General features: G+C 57.4%; 24 protein-coding genes, 1 pseudogene and 1 other annotated feature. Of the genes and pseudogenes, 10 read left to right on the top strand and 15 right to left on the bottom strand.

The window, feature by feature from the left end:
- The first annotated feature begins 52 nt into the window (after window positions 1-52).
- Genes oppB through oppF form a run of 4 tightly spaced genes read left to right on the top strand, consistent with a single transcriptional unit; the run spans window position 53 to window position 3919 of the window.
- The gene (gene oppB / locus HFD97_RS06220) at window positions 53-973 is read left to right on the top strand and encodes an oligopeptide ABC transporter permease OppB (protein WP_009089910.1); all 921 of its coding nucleotides are present in this window, start codon (window positions 53-55) and stop codon (window positions 971-973) included.
- Window positions 974-987: 14 nt separating this feature from the next.
- Window positions 988-1896, top strand: coding sequence for an oligopeptide ABC transporter permease OppC (gene oppC / locus HFD97_RS06215; RefSeq protein WP_140925471.1), 909 nt, complete (start codon window positions 988-990; stop codon window positions 1894-1896).
- 11 nt (window positions 1897-1907) lie between these two features.
- A complete protein-coding gene (locus HFD97_RS06210) occupies window positions 1908-2921 on the top strand; it encodes an ABC transporter ATP-binding protein (protein ID WP_167430773.1) in 1014 nt (337 codons plus the stop codon).
- The gene (oppF, locus tag HFD97_RS06205) at window positions 2918-3919 is read left to right on the top strand and encodes a murein tripeptide/oligopeptide ABC transporter ATP binding protein OppF (protein WP_009089913.1); all 1002 of its coding nucleotides are present in this window, start codon (window positions 2918-2920) and stop codon (window positions 3917-3919) included. Before HFD97_RS06210 ends, oppF begins: the two co-directional genes overlap by 4 nt.
- Window positions 3920-4003: 84 nt before the next feature.
- Here the strand turns inward: oppF and HFD97_RS06200 are convergent, their stop codons facing one another.
- Window positions 4004-4327 carry an HI1450 family dsDNA-mimic protein gene (locus tag HFD97_RS06200; RefSeq protein ID WP_009089915.1) on the bottom strand — a complete coding sequence of 108 codons (324 nt, stop codon included), beginning with the start codon at window positions 4325-4327 and terminating at the stop codon, window positions 4004-4006.
- A gap of 45 nt (window positions 4328-4372) precedes the next feature.
- Window positions 4373-5833 carry a cardiolipin synthase gene (gene cls, locus HFD97_RS06195; RefSeq protein ID WP_009089916.1) on the bottom strand — a complete coding sequence of 487 codons (1461 nt, stop codon included), beginning with the start codon at window positions 5831-5833 and terminating at the stop codon, window positions 4373-4375.
- A 158-nt stretch (window positions 5834-5991) separates the two neighbouring features.
- Here cls and HFD97_RS06190 point away from each other — a divergent pair, with 158 nt between their 5' ends.
- Entirely contained in the window at window positions 5992-6165 is a 174-nt protein-coding gene (locus HFD97_RS06190; protein WP_128084052.1) for a YciY family protein, read from the top strand.
- A 78-nt stretch (window positions 6166-6243) separates the two neighbouring features.
- On the opposite strand, the gene HFD97_RS06185 is transcribed toward HFD97_RS06190, so the two are convergent.
- Window positions 6244-6561, bottom strand: coding sequence for a hypothetical protein (locus HFD97_RS06185; protein ID WP_009089920.1), 318 nt, complete (start codon window positions 6559-6561; stop codon window positions 6244-6246).
- A gap of 343 nt (window positions 6562-6904) precedes the next feature.
- Here HFD97_RS06185 and ycgZ point away from each other — a divergent pair, with 343 nt between their 5' ends.
- The gene (gene ycgZ, locus HFD97_RS06180; RefSeq protein WP_009089921.1) at window positions 6905-7147 is read left to right on the top strand and encodes a regulatory protein YcgZ; all 243 of its coding nucleotides are present in this window, start codon (window positions 6905-6907) and stop codon (window positions 7145-7147) included.
- An 85-nt stretch (window positions 7148-7232) separates the two neighbouring features.
- Here ycgZ and HFD97_RS06175 read toward each other — a convergent pair whose 3' ends face one another.
- Complete coding sequence (locus tag HFD97_RS06175) at window positions 7233-7418, bottom strand: hypothetical protein (protein WP_058958173.1); 186 nt, start codon at window positions 7416-7418, stop codon at window positions 7233-7235.
- Window positions 7419-7489: 71 nt separating this feature from the next.
- Window positions 7490-7786, bottom strand: coding sequence for a YciI family protein (locus HFD97_RS06170; RefSeq protein WP_009089924.1), 297 nt, complete (start codon window positions 7784-7786; stop codon window positions 7490-7492).
- A gap of 195 nt (window positions 7787-7981) precedes the next feature.
- Between HFD97_RS06170 and tonB the strand changes: the two genes are divergently transcribed.
- Entirely contained in the window at window positions 7982-8725 is a 744-nt protein-coding gene (gene tonB / locus HFD97_RS06165; RefSeq protein ID WP_167430774.1) for a TonB system transport protein TonB, read from the top strand.
- Window positions 8726-8760: 35 nt separating this feature from the next.
- Here tonB and yciA read toward each other — a convergent pair whose 3' ends face one another.
- The 4 genes from yciA to HFD97_RS06145 are packed head-to-tail and all read right to left on the bottom strand — an operon-like array spanning window position 8761 to window position 11012.
- Complete coding sequence (yciA, locus tag HFD97_RS06160; RefSeq protein ID WP_009089928.1) at window positions 8761-9183, bottom strand: acyl-CoA thioester hydrolase YciA; 423 nt, start codon at window positions 9181-9183, stop codon at window positions 8761-8763.
- A gap of 59 nt (window positions 9184-9242) precedes the next feature.
- Complete coding sequence (locus HFD97_RS06155; RefSeq protein WP_046101919.1) at window positions 9243-9782, bottom strand: septation protein A; 540 nt, start codon at window positions 9780-9782, stop codon at window positions 9243-9245.
- A 51-nt stretch (window positions 9783-9833) separates the two neighbouring features.
- Window positions 9834-10568 carry a YciC family protein gene (locus HFD97_RS06150; protein ID WP_009089932.1) on the bottom strand — a complete coding sequence of 245 codons (735 nt, stop codon included), beginning with the start codon at window positions 10566-10568 and terminating at the stop codon, window positions 9834-9836.
- A gap of 27 nt (window positions 10569-10595) precedes the next feature.
- Complete coding sequence (locus HFD97_RS06145; protein WP_150029526.1) at window positions 10596-11012, bottom strand: YkgJ family cysteine cluster protein; 417 nt, start codon at window positions 11010-11012, stop codon at window positions 10596-10598.
- 253 nt (window positions 11013-11265) lie between these two features.
- Between HFD97_RS06145 and ompW the strand changes: the two genes are divergently transcribed.
- Complete coding sequence (ompW, locus tag HFD97_RS06140) at window positions 11266-11898, top strand: outer membrane protein OmpW (protein ID WP_009089935.1); 633 nt, start codon at window positions 11266-11268, stop codon at window positions 11896-11898.
- 49 nt (window positions 11899-11947) lie between these two features.
- Here ompW and HFD97_RS06135 read toward each other — a convergent pair whose 3' ends face one another.
- From HFD97_RS06135 to HFD97_RS06105, 6 genes and pseudogenes are all read right to left on the bottom strand, one after another.
- Window positions 11948-12262 (bottom strand): BON domain-containing protein, encoded by a 315-nt coding sequence (locus HFD97_RS06135; RefSeq protein WP_009089937.1) that lies wholly within the window; start codon window positions 12260-12262, stop codon window positions 11948-11950.
- Between the two features lie 149 nt (window positions 12263-12411).
- Window positions 12412-13215 (bottom strand): tryptophan synthase subunit alpha, encoded by an 804-nt coding sequence (trpA, locus tag HFD97_RS06130; RefSeq protein ID WP_167430775.1) that lies wholly within the window; start codon window positions 13213-13215, stop codon window positions 12412-12414.
- On the bottom strand, window positions 13215-14405 hold the full coding sequence (trpB, locus tag HFD97_RS06125; RefSeq protein WP_009089941.1) for a tryptophan synthase subunit beta: 1191 nt from the start codon (window positions 14403-14405) through the stop codon (window positions 13215-13217). The genes trpA and trpB overlap by 1 nt, the downstream gene beginning before the upstream one ends.
- A 46-nt stretch (window positions 14406-14451) precedes the next feature.
- On the bottom strand, window positions 14452-15813 hold the full coding sequence (gene trpCF / locus HFD97_RS06120; RefSeq protein ID WP_167430776.1) for a bifunctional indole-3-glycerol-phosphate synthase TrpC/phosphoribosylanthranilate isomerase TrpF: 1362 nt from the start codon (window positions 15811-15813) through the stop codon (window positions 14452-14454).
- 2 nt (window positions 15814-15815) lie between these two features.
- A pseudogene (trpD, locus tag HFD97_RS22260) lies at window positions 15816-17410 on the bottom strand (bifunctional anthranilate synthase glutamate amidotransferase component TrpG/anthranilate phosphoribosyltransferase TrpD).
- Window positions 17410-18975 (bottom strand): anthranilate synthase component 1, encoded by a 1566-nt coding sequence (locus HFD97_RS06105; protein ID WP_009089949.1) that lies wholly within the window; start codon window positions 18973-18975, stop codon window positions 17410-17412. The pseudogene trpD and the gene HFD97_RS06105 overlap by 1 nt, the downstream one beginning before the upstream one ends.
- Before the next feature lie 23 nt (window positions 18976-18998).
- Window positions 18999-19100 (bottom strand) — a sequence feature (Trp leader region).
- Between the two features lie 120 nt (window positions 19101-19220).
- On the opposite strand from HFD97_RS06105, the gene HFD97_RS06100 reads away from it, so the two are divergent.
- Together HFD97_RS06100 and HFD97_RS06095 are read left to right on the top strand one after the other, a co-directional pair.
- The gene (locus HFD97_RS06100; RefSeq protein ID WP_167430777.1) at window positions 19221-20138 is read left to right on the top strand and encodes a PHP domain-containing protein; all 918 of its coding nucleotides are present in this window, start codon (window positions 19221-19223) and stop codon (window positions 20136-20138) included.
- Window positions 20139-20150: 12 nt separating this feature from the next.
- On the top strand, window positions 20151-20771 hold the full coding sequence (locus HFD97_RS06095; protein ID WP_111207586.1) for an L-threonylcarbamoyladenylate synthase: 621 nt from the start codon (window positions 20151-20153) through the stop codon (window positions 20769-20771).
- Window positions 20772-20781: the final 10 nt, after the last annotated feature.

The following is a 20781-nucleotide window of genomic DNA, read 5'->3' as shown; positions in this document are numbered from 1 at the left end:
CCTTTTTACTATTTTTTATATGTTGTGAAGCAACAGCTTGGTAGGTACGGCAATGTTAAAATTCATCCTGCGTCGCTTGCTTGAAGCGATTCCGACGCTGTTCGTCCTGATTACCATCTCCTTCTTTATGATGCGACTGGCACCCGGCAGCCCCTTTACCGGCGAGCGCACCCTGGCACCGGAAGTGATGGCCAACATTGAGGCGAAATATCACCTCAACGATCCTATCGGTAAGCAGTATGTCGATTACCTGGTCCAGCTGGCCCACGGCGATTTCGGCCCATCCTTTAAATACAAAGATTATTCGGTTAACTATCTGGTCGCGCACGCGTTCCCGGTCTCGGCAAAACTGGGTCTGGCCGCGTTCCTGCTGGCGATCGTGCTCGGCGTCACGGCCGGGGTCATCGCCGCGCTGAAACAGAACACCCTGTGGGACTTCGCGGTAATGGGGGTGGCGATGACCGGCGTGGTGATACCCAGCTTTGTGGTCGCGCCGCTGCTGGTCCTGCTTTTCGCGATCAGCCTGAAATGGCTGCCGGGCGGGGGCTGGAATGGCGGGCAGTGGAACTACATGCTGCTGCCGATGGTGGCACTCTCACTGGCTTACATTGCCAGCATTGCCCGTATCACCCGTGGATCGATGATTGAAGTGATGCACTCCAACTTTATCCGCACGGCTCGCGCCAAAGGCTTACCGCTGCGCCGCATTGTGCTGCGTCATGCGCTGAAACCGGCTCTGCTGCCGGTCATCTCCTATATGGGACCCGCCTTTGTCGGCATCATCACCGGTTCGATGGTGATCGAATCGATCTACGGTCTGCCGGGCATCGGTCAGCTGTTTGTTAACGGCGCACTGAACCGCGACTACTCGCTGGTGATGAGCCTGACGATTCTGGTCGGTCTGCTGACCATCCTGTTTAACGCGATTGTTGACGTGCTCTATGCCGTTATCGATCCCAAAATTCGTTACTGATTGCGGAGTTCGCCATGATGTTAAGTAAGAAAAACAGCGAAGCTCTTGATGCGTTCAGTGAGAAGCTGGAAGTAGAAGGGCGCAGTCTCTGGCAGGACGCGCGTCGTCGTTTTATCCATAACCGGGCCGCGCTGATCAGCCTGCTGGTGCTGCTGGTCATTACGCTGTTTGTGATTATCGCGCCGATGGTGGCGCAGTTCACCTACGACGATACCGACTGGGCGATGATGTCTTCACCGCCGGATACCACCTCCGGCCACTGGTTCGGCACCGACTCGTCGGGGCGTGACCTGCTGGTGCGTGTGGCCATTGGCGGCCGGATCTCCCTGATGGTCGGCGTCGCCTCCGCCCTGATCGCCGTGGTGGTCGGTACCCTGTATGGCTCCATTGCCGGTTACCTGGGCGGCAAAATCGACTCGGCCATGATGCGTGTTCTGGAAATCCTCAACTCCTTCCCGTTCATGTTCTTCGTGATCCTGCTGGTGACCTTCTTTGGTCGTAACATCCTGCTGATCTTTGCCGCCATCGGCATGGTGTCGTGGCTGGATATGGCGCGTATTGTGCGCGGCCAGACGCTGAGCCTGAAGCGCAAAGAGTTTATCGAAGCCGCTCACGTGGGTGGGGTATCGACCTGGAAAATTGTGGTGCGCCATATCGTGCCCAACGTGCTGGGGGTGGTGGTGGTTTACGCCTCACTGCTGGTGCCCAGTATGATCCTGTTTGAATCCTTCCTGAGCTTCCTGGGTCTGGGCACGCAGGAACCTCTGAGCAGCTGGGGCGCACTGCTGAGCGACGGAGCCAACTCCATGGAAGTGTCGCCGTGGCTGTTGCTGTTCCCGGCGGGCTTCCTGGTGGTCACGCTGTTCTGTTTCAACTTTATCGGCGATGGCCTGCGTGATGCCCTCGACCCGAAAGATCGTTAAGGAGTTTCCCGATGACTATTCATGAATTTCAGCCAGCGATGGCGGCCCGCGCGGGAAGCGAACAGCTACTTACGGTCAAAGATTTACGCGTCACCTTTGGCACGCACGATGGTGATGTCACCGCGGTGAACAATCTGAACTTCTCGCTGCGCGCAGGGGAGACGCTGGGCATTGTCGGTGAGTCCGGTTCCGGCAAGTCACAGACCGCCTTTGCCCTGATGGGGCTGCTGGCGAAAAACGGGCGCATTGGCGGTTCTGCGCTGTTCAACGGCAAAGAGATCCTGAATCTGCCGGAAAACCAGCTCAACCGGCTGCGCGCTGAGCAGATCGCGATGATCTTTCAGGACCCGATGACCTCGCTCAATCCCTATATGCGGGTCGGCGAGCAGCTGATGGAAGTGCTGAAACTGCACAAGGGGATGAGCAGCGCACAGGCTTTCGAAGAGTCGGTGAGAATGCTGGATGCGGTGAAGATGCCGGAAGCGCGCAAGCGAATGAAAATGTATCCGCATGAGTTCTCCGGTGGGATGCGCCAGCGCGTGATGATCGCCATGGCGCTGCTCTGCCGTCCAAAGCTGCTGATTGCCGATGAACCGACCACGGCGCTGGATGTGACGGTGCAGGCGCAGATCATGACGCTGCTCAATGATCTGAAGCGCGAGTTCAACACCGCCATCATTATGATCACCCACGATCTCGGCGTGGTGGCGGGGATCTGCGACAAAGTGCTGGTGATGTACGCCGGACGCACCATGGAGTATGGCCGCGCCCGCGATGTCTTTTACCAGCCCGCCCATCCTTATTCGATCGGCCTGCTCAATGCCGTACCACGCCTGGATGCCGAGGGCGAGAGCCTCACGACCATTCCGGGGAATCCACCCAATCTGCTGCGTCTGCCGCAGGGCTGTCCGTTCCAGCCGCGCTGCCCGCACGCGATGGATATCTGCACCCAGTCGCCGCCGCTGGAGCCGTTTGGCGATGGCCGTCTGCGTGCCTGCTTTAAGCCGGTGGAGGAGTTAGTATGAGCACCGTAGCTGAAAAGAAAGTGTTACTGGAAATCGCCGACCTGAAGGTGCATTTCGACATCAAAGATGGCAAGCAGTGGTTCTGGCAGCCTTCAAAAACCCTGAAAGCGGTGGACGGGGTCAGCCTGCGTCTCTATGAAGGGGAAACCCTGGGCGTGGTGGGCGAGTCCGGCTGTGGCAAATCGACGCTGGCGCGCGCCATTATCGGGCTGGTCAAAGCCACAGAAGGGCGTGTCGCCTGGTTAGGCCGCGATCTGCTCGGTCAGAGCGAAGAGGAGTGGCGCAAGGCGCGCAGCGACATTCAGATGATCTTCCAGGACCCGCTGGCCTCTCTGAATCCGCGTATGACTATCGGCGATATCATTGCCGAGCCGTTGCGCACCTATCATCCAAAGATGGCGCGTCAGGAAGTGAAAGACCGCGTCAAAAATATGATGATGAAGGTGGGCCTGCTGCCGAACCTGATTAACCGCTATCCGCATGAGTTTTCGGGCGGCCAGTGTCAGCGTATCGGCATCGCCCGTGCGCTGATTCTGGAGCCAAAGCTCATTATCTGTGATGAGCCAGTATCGGCGCTCGACGTGTCGATTCAGGCGCAGGTGGTGAATCTGCTGCAGCAGCTGCAGCGTGAAATGGGACTGTCGCTGATCTTCATCGCGCACGATCTGGCCGTGGTGAAACATATCTCTGATCGCGTGCTGGTGATGTATCTGGGACATGCGGTGGAGCTGGGCACCTACAGCGAGGTCTATGGCAATCCGCAGCACCCTTACACCCGGGCGCTGATGTCTGCCGTGCCAATTCCCGATCCCGATCTGGAGAAGAACAAGCAGATTCAGCTACTGGAGGGGGAGCTGCCGTCGCCGATCAATCCGCCGTCAGGCTGTGTGTTCCGCACCCGCTGTCCGATTGCCGGACCGGAGTGTGCGAAAACTCGTCCGCTGCTGGAAGGCAGCTTCCACCATGCGGTCTCCTGTCTCAAGGTCGACCCGCTCTGAAGCAAAACGCCGGGCAATTGCCCGGCGTTTTCTGTTCTGGAATGCTGCGCCACGACGTCATTCACGTCACCGCGCATCGGCGGTCTATTCACGCCACAGGATATGACACAGCTTGTGATCTTTTTCACGGCACAGCAGCACGCGCGCAAAGACGTCGGTGATCGGCTCACCGTCCGCTTCACCCAGCCCAATCACCACCTCGGCGAAAAAGTCAGGGTTCAGATCGAAATCAACATGATCTTTCCAGTCTTCAGACGGGTCGAACAGCTCTGCGCCACCGCGCTCCTCAAACTGCAGATTGAAGAGAATGATGTCTGCCGGATCGAGATTGTCACCTGCCAGTTCGAGAAAAATATCGTAGGCCTGTTCCAGCGTTTCATCTTCGGTAAGGCGATTATTTAAATCCATAGTCTGTCCTGTCTGCCTGCGGCCATTTACACAATCTGGCTCGTTTTACAGTAAAGGGCTGAAGAAGTAAAACAGTCGTTCAACAATGCGCTGCCACCAGGCACGTTTTGCCCAGCGCTTACCCTCCAGCAGGCGCGACCGCGCGATATAGTCATCCTGTACGCAGGCCAGGTCACTGCCGAAGCCCGCATCATCCACCACCAGCGTCACCTCGAAATTAAGCCATAAACTGCGCATATCGAGATTCACGGTGCCGACCAGGCTCAGCTGTCCGTCCACCAGCACGCTCTTGGTATGCAGCAGGCCATCTTCAAACTGGTAAATCTTCACGCCCGCCTCCAGCAATTCACTGAAGAAGGCGCGGCTGGCCCAGCCGACCAGCAGCGAGTCATTGTGACGCGGCAGGATCAGGCTGACGCTGACGCCACGCTGCGCCGCCGTGCAGATCGCATGCAGCAGGTCGTCGCTGGGCACAAAGTAGGGGGTCGTCATGATCAGCTGCTCACGCGCCGAATAGACGGCGGTCAGCAGGGCCTGATGGATCATATCTTCCGGAAAACCGGGACCGGAGGCGATCACCTGCACGGTGTGGCCGCTCTCCTGTTCAAACGGCATGATGTTGCGATCGGGCGGGGGAGGCAGAATGCGCTTACCGGTCTCGATTTCCCAGTCGCAGCTGAAAACGATCCCCATCGCGGTCGCGACCGGGCCTTCCATACGCGCCATCAGGTCTATCCACTGACCCACACCGGCACTCTGTTTAAAGAAGCGGGGGTCGACCAGATTCATACTGCCGGTGTAGGCGATGTAGTTATCGATCAGCACGATTTTACGATGCTGGCGCAGATCCATCCGCCGCAGGAAGACGCGCAGCAGGCTCACCTGTAACGCTTCCACCACGTCAATGCCGGCGTTGCGCATCATGCCCGCCCAGGGGCTGCGGAAAAAGTTTACGCTGCCCGCTGAGTCCAGCAGCAGACGGCAGTGGACGCCACGGCGCGACGCCGCCATCAGCGATTCGGCAACTTCATCTGCCAGACCACCGGGGTGCCAGATATAAAACACCATCTCGATATTATGGCGGGCCAGCTGGATGTCACGAATCAGTGCCTGCATCACATCATCGGCGCTGGTTAACAGTTGCAGCTGATTTCCCTTTACCCCGGCAATGCCCTGCCGATGGTAGCAAAGCTCAAATAACGAGCGCGCGACGTCGCTGTGTTCCGTCGCGAAAATCTCGCGGCACTGCTTCAGATCATTCAGCCAGCGGGCCGTTGACGGCCACATGGTGCGGGCGCGCTCCGCGCGACGTTTACCCAGGTGCAGTTCGCCAAAGGAGAGATAAGCGATAATGCCGACCAGCGGCAGAATATAGATAACCAGCAGCCAGGCCATCGCCGACGTGACAGCCCGGCGCTTTATCAGGATGCGCAGTGTGACACCGGCAATCAGCAGCCAGTAACCAAACAGCAGCAACCAGCTGATCAGCGTATAAAAAGTGGTCATAAAGTGGACATCCCGTTCGCGCTTCCGTCTGGCAAGTTTACGTGCAGATGACGGCTAACGAAACCTTTATCCCTGATGAGAATAATGAGAGAACAGATTGGGTATTGTCGCAGAGATCTCTATAATGCGGCGGCGTAGACGATGGCAGAGAGGAAGTGATGAAACGAAGCAGAAATGAAGTGGCACGCTGGAGAATGTTACGGCAGGTTCACCGTCGCCGTTCACGCTGGCTGGAAGGGCAGTCACGCCGCTATAAGCGCATCCATTGTATCCGCCACCAGCTGGCGCAGCAGCAACGTCGATCGATTCTGTTCATCACGCAGATGGTTTAATTCCGCACCTCTTCAGCCCGCCCTGTAAGCCGATACCCTGTGAGGCAGCAGGCGGGCTGCGCATTGTCCGGGGCACCCTTACGCTTCAAAAAAGCCCTGCTCGGCCAGTAACCGGCGTGCCTGAGCCTGCTCCTGAGGCGACGCTCCCCGATCGTTAACCTCGAGCATCAGACAGGGCATTGCGCTGCCCAGCGCCGCTGGCCGACGATAACCCTCCCGATCGTACCATTCGTAACTCCACCGGCCTGATTTGCGCTGATAGTAGATCGTCAGCCAGGCAGAGCAGTTCGCCGGATAACCACTTAATACTTCTATTTTAGGATCGGCCAGCGCGGCAAGCCGGGATAAAAGCGTGTCAGCCAGAGTGAGAACCGGAACAGGATAGGTTTTATTCATAGTGAGCTCGCGACAGTGCGGTGCATCCATTCAGAGGTGTAAATCACGAATAGTAAATGTAGACAGAGGTAACAGATAAATCCTCTCACCGGTAAAAAAAAGCCGTAAGTTAAAAGGATCAGGCGAAAAAGGGGCGGGTCTGAGGGGCTGACAGGGGATGTGTACAGAGTGAGAAGAAACTTGTACAACTTTACATTGTTTTAAGTCTATGTATTGAATGAATTTAATGAAAAATGTCACGCTTTGGGTGATTTTTCGCGCTAAATACCTGTACAGGAGAGGCGTTTTTGTATAACTTTACCGCATCGCTTAGTAACTTTAACGACGCCTTTAAGGGACAATCATGCAGACTAACGTACATATTCCCGCTTCAGTTTCAGACATTACCGCCTATCTGCACAGTGCTGCACAGCCTTCACAGCAGGCGATCCTGGGGTCGGTTGTCACGGAAATTATTCGTTCCGGCCGCAGCCTGAACCGCAAAGCGATCTGCTCAAAACTGATTAGCCGCCTGCAGCATGTTACCAGCCCGGAAGAAGAACAGCACTATCACGCGCTGATTGGTCTGATTCTGGATCGCGGCTGATATAAAGATAACAGAGTATGAAGAACAGGACAGTCAATCAGCTGTCCTGTTCTTTAATGCCTTTTACCCTGTCAGACGTTTATGGTCAGCCGGGATGAAGCGGCTTCGTCATCATCAGCGTGACATTTACCAGCTGCAACGCTGCTGCCAGCACAATCAGCATCACGATCGTCTGCTTCTTCCTGCGCCAGCCCTGCGTCCGCCAGAGATAAATAGCCCTGCCAAGCAGTAAAGCGATGACCAGCAGCAGCGCCAGAATAACAATCTGCATATTCCCTCTCTCTACGAAAAAAAATGGCTTCTGCGCCAGGCACAGAAGCCATTTTTAATACTCAGATGCAATCAGAAGACGCGTTTGAACGGCTTAACCGCGACCTGACTATAGACGCCCGCCGCAATATAGGGATCATCCTGCGCCCAGGATTGCGCCGCTTCCAGCGACGGGAACTCCGCAATGACGGTGGAACCGGTAAAGCCCGCCACGCCGGGATCGTTACTGTCCACGGCAGGCATCGGGCCAGCGATAATCAGGCGTCCCTCTTCGTGAAGCAGTTTGAGCCGTGCCAGATGGGCAGGGCGCACGGCGTTACGCTTTTCCAGTGAATCTGCAGTATCTTCTGCATAAATGACGTAAAGCACTCAGGAACTCCCATTAACCAGAATTTTGCACACGTTAAGGGATTGCCCTTCAGAGTGCAAACGAAAACTCCGGCGGCTGGAAGGCGCAGCATAAAGGGCTAAATGCGCTTTTCTGATGGCGTGAGGGCGGGAGTTATTGAAACTGATTGCTATTTGCATTTAAAATCGCTGCTTCATTCAATCACTGCGACTGTTATGACCACGCTGACTATGCCCTTACCCAAACGCACGCCACTCTCCATGTTGCTGTCTGTTGTTCTGCATGGGGCCGTCATTGCCGGAATTCTGTATGCGTCATTCCAGCAGGTGACGGAAGTGCCAAAGGCCTCTCAGCCCATCAGCGTCACCATGGTTGCCCCGGAAGTTCAGCCCGAGCCTGCTCCGGCTGTTGTGCAGCCGCCTGCGCCTGAGCCGCAGCCAGAACCTCAGCCAGAACCGGAACCTCAGCCGGCACCAGAACCGCCGAAAGCGGAACCGGTGCCGATACCAAAACCTGAGCCGAAGCCCAAACCTAAAACCGAGCACAAGCGGGAGAAACCTCTACGCGACGTGAAGCCGCGTCAGGAGAGTAAACCGCAGGATAATCCGTTCCGGCAGGAGGCGCCGGCGACCCAGACCCGCCCAGCCACTGCGCCAAAAGCGACTCCGTCACCGACAGCATCGGTATCAACCGGCCCGAAAGCGCTGAGCGTCAGTAAGCCAGGCTATCCTCAGCGCGCGTTTGCGCTGCGGGTTGAAGGGCGCGTGCGGGTGAAGTTTGACGTGGACAGTGACGGTCGGGTAGATAACATTCAGATCCTCTCTGCAGAACCGCGCAATATGTTTGAGCGCGACGTCAGGCAGGCGATGAAAAAGTGGCGTTACCAGAGCGGTCACCCGGGACAGGGACTCACAATGAATATCGTCTTCAAAATTAAAGGCGGGGCCAGCATAGAGTAAGAGGCCGGGTCAGGCGGAGATGCCTGACCCGTTTTTTATTCGCCGGGCTGCTGATTGGCGCGGCCGGCTGGCAGCGGACGGGAATTGCCCGCACTGTCCACGGCCACATAGATAAAGACCGCTTCGGTGGCACAATAAGTCTGTCCAATCGGCTCAGACGACACTTTCTTAATCCACACCTCGACGTTAATGGTCATCGAACTGTTGCCGGTCCGGATACAGCGCGCATGACAGCTCACGACATCCCCTACCGCCACCGGCTTCAGAAATGACATGCCGTCGACGCGTACCGTCACCACGCGGCCTTCCGCGATCTCTTTAGCCAGAATCGCGCCGCCCATATCCATCTGTGACATCAGCCAGCCACCAAAGATATCGCCGTTAGCGTTGGTGTCTGCCGGCATGGCGAGCGTACGCAGCACCATTTCACCTTGCGGTAATTTATGTTTTTCGCCCATTGCTTCCCGTTCTTATGCAGATGAATGCTGAAAAAAAGCCCGGCGAACCGGGCGGATGATTATTTTTGTTCCTGCTGCGGCATCTGTCGCCAGATATAGAGCCCGCTAAGCAGGGTAAACAGTAAGGTCAGACCGGTGAGACCAAACACTTTAAAGTTAACCCAAAACGCCTGGGATAACCAAAAGGCGACGTAGATGTTCACAAGGCCGCAAATCAGAAAGAAGAGTGCCCAGGCAACGTTCAGACGACGCCAGACCGCGTCCGGCAGCTGAAGCTCTTTACCCAGCATGCTCTGGATCAGCGGCTGCTTCATAAACCACTGGCTGTAGAGCAGGGCGAGCGCAAACAGGCTGTAGATGACCGTTACTTTCCACTTAATAAACTCATCGTTGTGGAACACCAGCGTCAGGGTGCCAAAGACCGCGACCAGCACAAAGGTGAAAATGGTCATCTTTTCCAGTCTGCGATAGAGCACCCAGCTGACGACCAGCGCCAGACCGGTCGCGACAATCAGTGCGCCCGAGGCGACAAAGATGTCATAGAGCTTATAGAAGATGAAAAAGACTACCAGGGGGAGAAAGTCGAGTAACTGCTTCATAGTGATTCCCGTCAGGGTTGCATGCCAGTGCGCCCGCAGGCGCACCGTCCGTCAACGTAACAGCATATAGAGCCGATAGAGATAGATGATCAACAGGGCTGAAACCAGATTGCCGGCCGCGGTAAAAATGACCGACGAAACATTCAGCGGCAGCACGGTCAGCGAAGCGAAGAAGAGCATCACGACCACTTTCGCCAGCAGCCAGAGCAGGATGGCGGGGGCGATCAGCTTCACGTTCTTCCAGGCCATGCGCATGCTGGCGCGCATGGCGGCAAACACGCCCATCTTCTCACTGGCAAGCATCACCGGCGCCAGTGACAGCAGGATCGTCAGCAGAATACCAGGGACTACCAGCACCATAAAGCCAAGCTGGGCCACCAGCGTCATCAGGAAGGTCAGCAGCAGCAGTCTGGGCAGCAGCGGCGCAGAAGTCCCGATAGCCCGCAAAGCGCTGACCCGCTGACCGGAAGAGACCATCGGAATCAGGCAGAGCATGCCGCCCAGCAGCAGCGTGTTACCCAACAGCGCAGCGAAGGTACTGGCAGCCGAAGCCCGCAGCAGAACCTGCTGCTGTTCCGGCGACATGCTCTGCACTATCTCAAACAACGATCTGGCACTGTCGTCACCCTGCTGCAGAATGGCCATCTCATCGACACCAGGCGTCAGCACATGCACCAGCATGACAGTGATAAAAGCGGTCAGCAGCGACAGCAGCAGCAGGGTAGCCAGCTGATGTCGCGCAAAATTTCCAGTGTCACGGTATAACGAGCTTGCCGTGATAGACATGTACACTCCTTGGAGGAACCGGGTTAATTAACCCGGCGATTGTACATGTTCTGGCAGCTCACGGGCACCCGCTGTGGCATAACTTTCTGTCACGGCAGGTAAAGATGGCGAAAAAAGCGGGGGAAGGCCATAGCGGGCGCGGGCCCGATCGCAGGCTTCGTTATGAATGCCGCCTTCTCCTGACAGCGAGAACTCCCGACAGGGAGTGGGACGCTGCTCATAGATTCCGCATGAAACGCATCCGCCGATCTCTCCCTGCAGGGCGACACAGCGCGGGGTGCGATCGTTGGTGCCCCGCATGTTACGCATGAGCAGGCTGAGCGGCTCGGTCAGGTCGGTCGGCACCAGACCGCCCGCATCGTCGGCTTCCGCCCAGTAAAATGAGACGCGAAAATGGGCGCAGCAGGCGCCACAGCTGATACAAGGATTTAATGTGTCACTCATTTGATCACCCGCCCCTCCCGAGGCATCGAACCAAAATCAACCAGGAAGAGAAGCAAAATAGGGCCGCCGGAATTTTTCAGCAAGGGGAATTTGCGGGTGCCGAAGTGTGCCGAAATTGATCTAAATCAATTCATTGTTTTTTAAGCAATTTATCTGAAGCGTTCAGAGTGCAATTTCCTGTAAATCGCGTTAAATAACTGCCAGCAAAAAAATGATACCCCCCGCGACATCAACATTAAGCAAAGGAGTGATAATGAAACTGGCAAAATGCGCGATGCTGCTGGCGCTGGCTTTACCCCAGCTGGCGATGGCCCACGAAGCAGGCGACTTCTTTATGCGTGCCGGCAGTGCAACCGTACGACCCACCGAAGGCTCCGATAATGTATTAGGCATGGGGGAGTTCAGCGCCTCCAACGACACGCAGCTCGGCCTGACCTTTACCTATATGGCGACGGACAATATCGGGGTGGAACTTCTCGCCGCCACGCCGTTCCGTCACAAAGTGGGTCTTGGCCCGACCGGCACGCTGGCTACCGTGCGCCAGTTACCGCCGACGCTGATGGCGCAGTACTACTTCTTCGACAGCAAAAGCAAAGCCCGTCCCTACGTGGGCGTGGGCGTCAACTACACCACCTTCTATGATGCCGATTTCAACCAGACCGGTCGCGACGCAGGCCTGACCGATCTCAGCGTCAAGGATTCGTGGGGCGTGGCGGGTCAGGTCGGCCTGGATTATCAGATCAACCGCGACTGGATGCTGAATGCGTCGGTGTGGTACATGGATATCGACACGGAAGTGAAGTTTAAAGCGGGAGGCGAGCAGCAGAACATCAATATGCGCATCGATCCGTGGGTCTTCTTCTTCGGGGCAGGTTACCGCTTCTGATGAGAAAAAGGCCGCTGATTCAGCGGCCTTTTTTGTGTCTGTAACAACGTTATTTAATCTGCATATTGTTCACGACAGATTTCACGCCCGGTACGCTGCGCGTCACCTGAACAGCACGATTAGCCATTTGTGGCGATGACACAAAACCGCTCAGCTGAACTTTACCCTTAAAGGTTTCTACGTTGATTTCAGTCGATTTCAGCGAGTCATCCTTCAGCAGTTCACCTTTCACTTTCGTGGTTACAACGGTGTCATCGATGTAGCCACCGGTTCCCTCTTTGGTTGCGGTTGGCGCACAGGCGCTCAGTGTTAGCGCAACCACACCCGCCAGTACAGCACCTGTCAGCAGTTTAACGAATTTCATTGCTTTCTCTCCCTGTCACAAAATGGATGCGACGTTACCGTAACGGCGCTTTGTCATTGTGGTGCAGATTCTGAAAAAAGGGCAAATGGCGGAATGAAAAAAAAGGAAACAAATCATGCCTTATCGCGTGATAAGGCATGCTGACAGGATTAACGACTGGCGGCTTTCAGGCGACTGACAAAGTTCTTCAGTTCGCTCAGCATCACGTCCGGTTCGGCATGATGCTTCTCAATGATCCTGACAATGGCGGAACCGGAGATGGCTCCGGCGGCACCGGCGGCAATCGCTTCCTTCACCTGCTCAGGTTCTGAGATACCAAAGCCCTGCAGTGGCGGAGCGGCATGGTATTCGCGCAGCTTGTCGATCAGGTGCTGTAGCGGCAGGCTGGCACGGTTTTCAGCCCCGGTCACACCGGCACGCGACAGCAGGTAGGTGTAGCCCCGGCCGTGCGACGCGATCTCACGCAGCAGCGTATCGCTGGCATTGGGTGGACAGATAAAGATAGGGGCCACGCCGTGACGCAGCGCCGCCTGGCGGAACGGCGCCGACTCTTCAACCGGCACATCGGCGACCAGAACCGAATCGACACCGGCTTCGGCACAGCGTGCATAGAACGCATCCACGCCGTTGGTGAAGACCAGGTTGGCATACATCAGCAGGCCAATCGGCAGGTCAGGATATTTACGGCGGATTGTCGCCAGCATTTCAAAGCACTGGCTGGTGGTGGTGCCTGCGACGAACGCACGTAAGGTCGCATTCTGAATGGTCGGGCCATCCGCCAGCGGGTCAGAGAAAGGAATGCCCAGCTCCAGCGCGTCCGCACCGCCTTCAACCAGCGCGTCAATCACGCGCAGGGAGAGCTCAGGTGAGGGGTCGCCCAGCGTGACAAAGGGGACGAAAGCGCCTTCGTTGCTGGCTGACAGGCGCGAAAACAGTTGATTATAACGTTCCATCAGATTTCCCCCTGCGCGGTCAGAATGTCGTGAACGGTGAAAATATCTTTATCGCCGCGGCCGGAAAGGTTAACCACAAGCAGCTGCTCTTTCTCCGGCTCCTCCTGAATCATCTTCAGGGCGTGCGCCAGGGCGTGAGAGGATTCCAGCGCCGGAATAATCCCTTCCGCCCGACAGAGCTGTTTGAAGGCAGCCAGCGCTTCGTTATCGGTAACCGAGACGTAATCCGCCCGACCCGTGCTGTTCAGGTGCGCATGCTGAGGCCCGACCGACGGGAAGTCGAGACCGGCAGAGATGGAGTAGGACTCTTCGATCTGGCCATCTTCAGTCTGCATCATCGGCGCTTTCATGCCGAAGTAGATACCGACGCGACCATGCTTCAGCGGTGCGCCATGCTCGCCGGTTTCGATGCCGTGACCCGCAGGCTCAACGCCGATCAGCTTCACGCTGGTTTCATCGATAAAGTCAGCAAACATGCCGATAGCGTTGGAGCCCCCGCCCACGCAGGCGAGAATAGCGTCGGGCAGGCGACCCTCTCTTTCCAGAATCTGTTTTTTCGTCTCTTCGCCGATCATGCGCTGGAACTCACGCACGATGGTCGGGAAGGGGTGCGGGCCCGCGGCGGTGCCAAGCATGTAGTGCGCCGTTTCATAGCTGCCAGACCAGTCGCGAAGCGCCTCGTTACAGGCATCTTTCAGCGTGGCAGAGCCGCTGTGAACCGGGATCACCTCCGCGCCCATCAGTCGCATACGGAAGACGTTAGGCGACTGACGCTCCACATCTTTCGCGCCCATGTAGATACGGCATTTCATGCCCAGCAGCGCACAGGCCAGTGCAGAGGCCACACCATGCTGACCGGCGCCGGTCTCGGCGATAATTTCGTTTTTACCCATGCGCTTAGCCAGCAGTGCCTGACCCAGCACCTGGTTAGTTTTGTGCGCACCGCCGTGCAGCAGATCTTCACGCTTAAGGTAGAGGCGCGTTTTGGTGCCTTTGGTCAGGTTTTTGCACAGCGTCAGCGCGGTCGGACGACCCGCATAGTTCTTCAGCAGTTCGGTAAACTCTTCCTGGAAGGCAGGATCTTTCTGCGCGTCGACAAACGCCTCTTCGAGCTGGCGCAGGGCAGGCATCAGAATCTGCGGAACATACATTCCGCCAAATTCGCCAAAGTAGGGATTCAGTAACGTCATCTTTTCTCTTCCTTTCTCAGGCCCGCCGTCGGACAGGCCAGGCAAATCAGTACGCGCGCAGTGTCTGGAACACGGCGGCAATTTTACGGGCATCTTTGATGCCGGGCGCGCTTTCCACGCCAGAGTTGAAGTCAAGTCCGGCACAGCCCAGCTGCGCGGCTTCAACACAGTTGTCCGCACCGAGGCCACCGGCCAGCAGTACATTATTCAGCGTCTGACCCTGCAACAGGGACCAGTCGAAACGCTGACCGGTACCACCGTTACCATTGTCAAACACATAACGGTCAACGTGTGGCCAGTCGCGCGCCGGGAGATGGCCTTCGATGCGCAGTGCCTTCCAGATCTGCACGGTGGCAGGCAGGGCGGCACGCAGTTCAGCGACAAACGCCGGCGTTTCATCGCCATGCAGCTGAACCGCAGAGAGAGAAAGGGCACTGACCTGCGTGACAATGTCACTTACGCTGGCGTTCCGGAACACGCCAACGTAACGCAGCGGGGCGGCGGCCATCACGCTCTGCGCCGTGGCGGTATCAATCTGGCGCGGCGATCCTTCTGCAAAGATCAGACCACCAAAGAGTGCACCCGCTTCATAGGCGGCACGCGCATCTTCGGCACGGGTCAGGCCGCACACTTTGTTGCTGCCCAGGGTAACCCGACGCACCGCGGCTGTCAGGTCAGTCTCTTCCATCAGGGAGGAGCCGATCAGGAAACCATTGGCGAAGTGGCTCAGCTCGCGAATGTCCGCATAGCTGTTGATACCCGATTCACTGATCACCGTCACGCCATGCGACAGGCGAGGCGCCAGCTGGCGGGTGCGGTTAAGGTCGATAGAGAGGTCGCGCAGATCGCGGTTGTTGATGCCCACCACTTTCGCCTGCAGGGCGATAGCACGCTCCAGCTCCTCTTCATTACTGACCTCAGTCAGAATGCCCATCTTCAGGCTGTGTGCCACCGCGGCCAGCTGACGATACTGCTCATCATCCAGAACCGACAGCATCAGCAGAATCGCATCCGCCTGATAGTAACGCGCCAGATAGATCTGGTAAGGATCGATAATAAAATCTTTGCACAGCACCGGCTGCGTGATGGCTGCGCTGACAATCGGCAGGAAAGCGAAGTCACCCTGAAAATATTTTTCATCGGTCAGCACAGAGACCGCTGACGCATAGTGGCGGTAGACCCCGGCAATTGCGGCCGGATCGAAGTCCTCGCGAATCACGCCTTTCGACGGAGAGGCCTTTTTACACTCCAGGATAAACGCGGTTCTGGCCCCCTGCAGCGCGTCGTAAAAATGACGGCTGGAAGGCTCAATGCTGTTCTGAAAGGTGGAGAGAGGCTGCTGCTGCTGACGGGCTTCAACCCAGATCGCTTTGTCCTGAACAATTTTTTCTAACACGGTGCCTTTCATGATTACCCTCTTGCTGCCAGTGCGACAACGCGCTCATAAGCCTGTCCGCTGCGGATGGCGTTAAGCGCCTGCTGTGCGTTTTCACGCAGGTCTTCCTGACCAAATACTTTAAGCAACATCGCCACGTTAACGGCGACAGCTTCCTCATGAGCCTGCTGGCCATTACCCTGGAGTAAAGCTGTCAGAATGTCACGGTTTTCTTCCGGGGTGCCGCCCGCCAGCGCCTCTTTCGGGTGGAAGCCAAAGCCAAAGTCTTCAGGTGAGAGCTGATAACGGGTGATTTCCCCCTCGCGCAGCTCGGCGACGTGCGTCACATCGTGCAGAGCCACCTCATCCATGCCGCCGCCGTGGACCACAGCTGCACGCTGGTAGCCCAGCACTTTCAGGGTCTGAGCAATCGGCATCACCAGTTCCGGGCTGTAAACACCAATCACCGCCAGCGGAGGACGCGCCGGGTTGATCAGCGGACCCAGCACATTGAACAGCGTGCGGGTCTTCAGCTGCTGGCGCACCGGCATCGCGTGGCGGAATCCGGTGTGATACTGCGGCGCAAACAGAAAGCAGACGTTAAGATCGTCCAGCGCCTTGCGCGCCCGGTCGGCGGGCATATCCAGATTGATGCCAAAGGCCGCCAGCAGGTCGGAGGAGCCCGATTTGCTGGAGACGCTGCGGTTGCCGTGCTTCGCCACCTTCAGACCGCAGGTCGCCGCCACCAGGGCGCTGGCAGTGGAGATATTGATGCTGTTGCTGCCGTCGCCGCCGGTGCCCACGATGTCGGCAAAGGTATAATCCGGACGCGGGAAGGGGCGGGCATCTTCCAGCAGCGCGGTCGCCGCCCCGGCAATCTCTTCCGGCGTTTCGCCTCGCACCTTCATGGCGATTAAAGCGGCGGCGAGCTGCGTTGGTTCCAGCTGGCCGGTGATAATGGCGCTGAACAACTGATGACTCTCAGCCTGATTCAGCGTCTGCGCCTGGTAAAGTTTTTCCAGTGTCTGTTGCATAGTCATTCTCCCTGTTACTTCGCCAGCGCCCAGGCCAGCGTCTGCTCAAGCAGACGCGCGCCCTGAGAAGTCAGAATGGATTCAGGATGGAACTGGAACCCGCACACCCGGTCGGTCTCATGACGCACCGCCATCACCATTCCGTTGAAACTGGCGTTGACCGTCAGCTCATCCGGCGTGTTGCTGCCCACCAGTGAGTGGTAGCGCGCCACCGGCAGCGGATTGCTCAGGCCGGCAAACATCGCCTCGCCGTCGTGGTCAATAGAGGAGGCTTTGCCGTGCAGGATCTCACCGGCCTGACCCACGTGGCCGCCGTAGGCTTCAACGATCGCCTGATGCCCCAGGCAGATGCCGATAATCGGCAACCGTCCCCGCAGCACCCGCAGTAACTCCGGCATACAACCGGCATCTTTTGGCGCGCCGGGGCCGGGCGAGAGCATCAGCACCGGGTCTTCCATCCGCTGCAGCTGCTCAATTAAGAGTTCCGCAGGCAGGTTGTTCCGGTAGATCACCACGTTGTGACCAAACGTCCGCAGCTGATCAACCAGGTTATAGGTAAATGAATCGATGTTATCGAGCAGCAGAATATCGGCCATCAGAAGATCTCCTTGCAGTGATGGGCAGTCGCGATAGCGCGCAGAACGGCGCGGGCTTTGTTACGGCTCTCATCCGCTTCAGCCTGCGGATTGGAGTCCAGCACCACACCGGCGCCCGCCTGGACGGTGGCCACGCCTTCTTCAACGTAGGCCGAACGGATCACGATGCAGGTATCGAGATCGCCGTGAGCCGTGAAGTAGCCCACCGCACCGCCGTAGCTGCCGCGGCGGGTGCGTTCCGCCCCGGCTATCAGCTGCATGGCGCGCACCTTCGGCGCACCGCTCAGGGTGCCCATGTTCATACAGGCGCGATAGGCATGCAGCACGTCAAGGTCATCACGCAGCGTGCCCACAACGCGGGAGACCAGATGCATGACGAAGGAGTAACGGTCTACTTTGGTCAGGTCTGCCACGTAACGGCTGCCCGGCACGCAGATACGCGCCAGATCGTTGCGCGCCAGATCCACCAGCATCAGGTGTTCCGCCAGCTCTTTATGGTCGGTTCGCATCTCCAGCTCAATACGGCTGTCGAGATCGCGATCCAGCGAGCCATCCGCATGGCGGCCACGCGGGCGGGTACCGGCAATCGGGTAGATCTCAATCTGACGCGAAATGGCGTCATACTTCAGTGAACTCTCCGGAGAGGCACCAAACAGCGAGAAATCCTGATCCTGCATAAAGAACATGTAGGGGCTGGGATTGCTGTTCTTCAGCGTGTCATACGCCGCCAGCGGTGAAGGGCATGGCAGCGAGAAACGGCGTGAAGGGACGACCTGAAAAATTTCACCGATGCGAATCGCCTGCTGCATGCTGCGCACCACGTCGCAATACTCTTCATCACTCTGGCTGGTGGTCAGCGTCATCTGCTCAACCTTTTGTACCGGCAGTACAGGTGCGGGCTGAAGCATCTGGCCATGCAGCTGCTCAATGCGGCGCTGCAGGCGCTGGAATTCGCTGGTGGACGGACAGAACAGGCTGGCCTGGAGACGTGCGCTGCGGCTCTGGTGATCGATCACCAGTAAGGTCTCGGCCAGGTAGAAGCAGTAGTCGGGGCAGCGCTGCTGATTATCCAGCGCCGGCAGGGTTTCAAAACCGGCAACCAGATCATAAGCAAACAGACCGCCCAGCAGCACCGCTTCCCGTTCGTCGGCAGGGGCGTTAACCAGTTGCGGAATCAGACGCAGCGCGTCAAACACCGACAGGGCCTTGAGGCGGGAATCTTCATCCTGCTGCTGATCGCTGCTCTGCGGGAAGGTCAGGACACGGCCATCGGGACGCACCTGATTCATCACTGACGCGGGCAGGGCTTCATCCAGCAGCGGCAGCAGGGCGCGGCCATTTTCTGACAACGCCTGCACGGTGACTTCGCTGCCCAGTGCGCTGACGCGCAGCGCACTGTCGACGATCAGCAGGCTTTTCAGATTGCGCTTGCTGTCGATATCAGCGGATTCGAGCAGCAGGGTTGCCGGACGTGCGCCGCACAGCTGGTGAAACACTGCGGCCGGATCTTCGCGGTAGGGCGCGGTGCCGGTAATCAACTTCACTGTAGGTTTCGCATTTGGCATGATGATTTCTCTGAATTTCGCTCAAAAAAAAGCCCGCTCGGTGGCGGGCTCAGGTATCTGCACAGCGTTTACGCAAAATGTGCACGACCGTGTCGCCCGGTTTCGGGAACATCGCGCCAGCCATGTAAATGAGTAATTGTAATCGCCATGATGAAATACCCGTTACGTGTGAACTTGTGTACTAGTTAACGGGTTCGGGGCGGAAATGTCAATACACTTTTTCACTGAGCGTTAAAATCGTTATCATGCTTGCCGGTTTAGTTTCAGCAGGAGTTCTCTTGAGCGATATCGCCCGTTTCCCGGTTTATGATCTACACAGCCACACGCGCGCTTCCGATGGTTTACTGACGCCCGCCGTGCTGGTGCAGCGCGCGGTAGAGATGCGGGTTGGCGTTCTGGCGATCACCGATCACGACAGCGTGGACGGGGTGAGCGAGGCGCAGCAGACCGCCCGTGACCAGGATCTGCCGATAAAAGTGCTGGCCGGTGCTGAGATTTCTACCCTGTGGGAGAATCATGAGATCCATATCGTGGGGCTGAACATCGATATCCATCATCCGGCAATGGTGACCTTTCTGGCGGGGCAGCTGGCCTGCCGGCAGCGGCGCGCGGAAGAGATTGGTGAGCGGCTGGCGAAGGCACGTATTCCCGACGCGCTGGCGGGGGCGACCCGACTGGCCGGGGGCGGCATCATTACCCGCGGACACTTTGCCCGCTTCCTGATAGAGCAGGGCAAAGCCGGTGACATGGCCCAGGTTTTCAAAAATTATCTGGCGCGAGGCAAAACCGGCTACGTGCCGCCACAATGGTGTACAATTAAACAAGCCATTGATGCGATTCATCATTCTGGTGGTTGCGCCGTGCTGGCTCATCCGGGCCGGTATGGTTTATCGGCGAAGTGGCTGAAACGGCTGATCGCCCACTTCCGCGAAGCGGGGGGCGATGCCATGGAAGTGGCACAGTGCCAGCAGCCACCCAATGAGCGCACGCAACTGGCGCAGTACGCCAGAGAGAATGACCTGGCCGCATCGCAAGGTTCAGATTTTCATCAACCCTGCCCGTGGATTGAGCTGGGCCGCAAACTCTGGCTGCCCGGCGACGTTGAGCCGGTCTGGGAACGCTTTCCGGACCTCGCTCCCGCAGTGGCAATCACGGAAAGGTGACACGAGGTTTCTATGAGTCAACTGTTTCATATTCATCCGGACAATCCGCAGCCGCGCCTGATCAATCAGGCGGTCGACTACCTGAACAAAGGCAGCGTCATCGTCTATCCCACCGATTCCGGCTATGCGCTGGGATGCCGGCTGGAAGAGAAGGGCGCGATGGAGCGTATCTGCCGTATCCGTCAGCTCGATGGCCGCCACAATTTCACCCTGATGTGCCGCGACCTCTCCGAGCTGTCGGTCTATTCTCAGGTGGGAAACTCGGCCTTTCGCCTGCTGAAAAACAACACGCCAGGTAACTACACCTTTATTCTCAAAGCGACCAAAGAGGTGCCTCGCCGTCTGATGAACGAAAAGCGTAAGACCATCGGTCTGCGTGTGCCGTCCAATCCGGTGGCGCTGGCGCTGCTGGAAGCCCTGAATCAGCCGATGATGTCGACCTCGTTAATCCTGCCGGGCAACGATTTTACGGAATCCGATCCGGAGGAGATTCAGCACACCATTGGCAAGCTGGTCGATCTGATCATCGACGGCGGAACGCTGGGGCAGCAGCCGACCACGGTGGTCGATCTGACCACCGATACGCCGGAAATTGTGCGTGAAGGTGTGGGCGATACCCGCCCGTTCCTGTAATCAATCCGGC

The organism is Pantoea sp. EKM103V, from assembly GCF_011800365.1.
Taxonomy (GTDB): domain Bacteria; phylum Pseudomonadota; class Gammaproteobacteria; order Enterobacterales; family Enterobacteriaceae; genus Pantoea; species Pantoea anthophila.
Note: the sequence above shows the minus strand (reverse complement) of the source record. Positions and strands in the feature narration are given on the sequence as shown.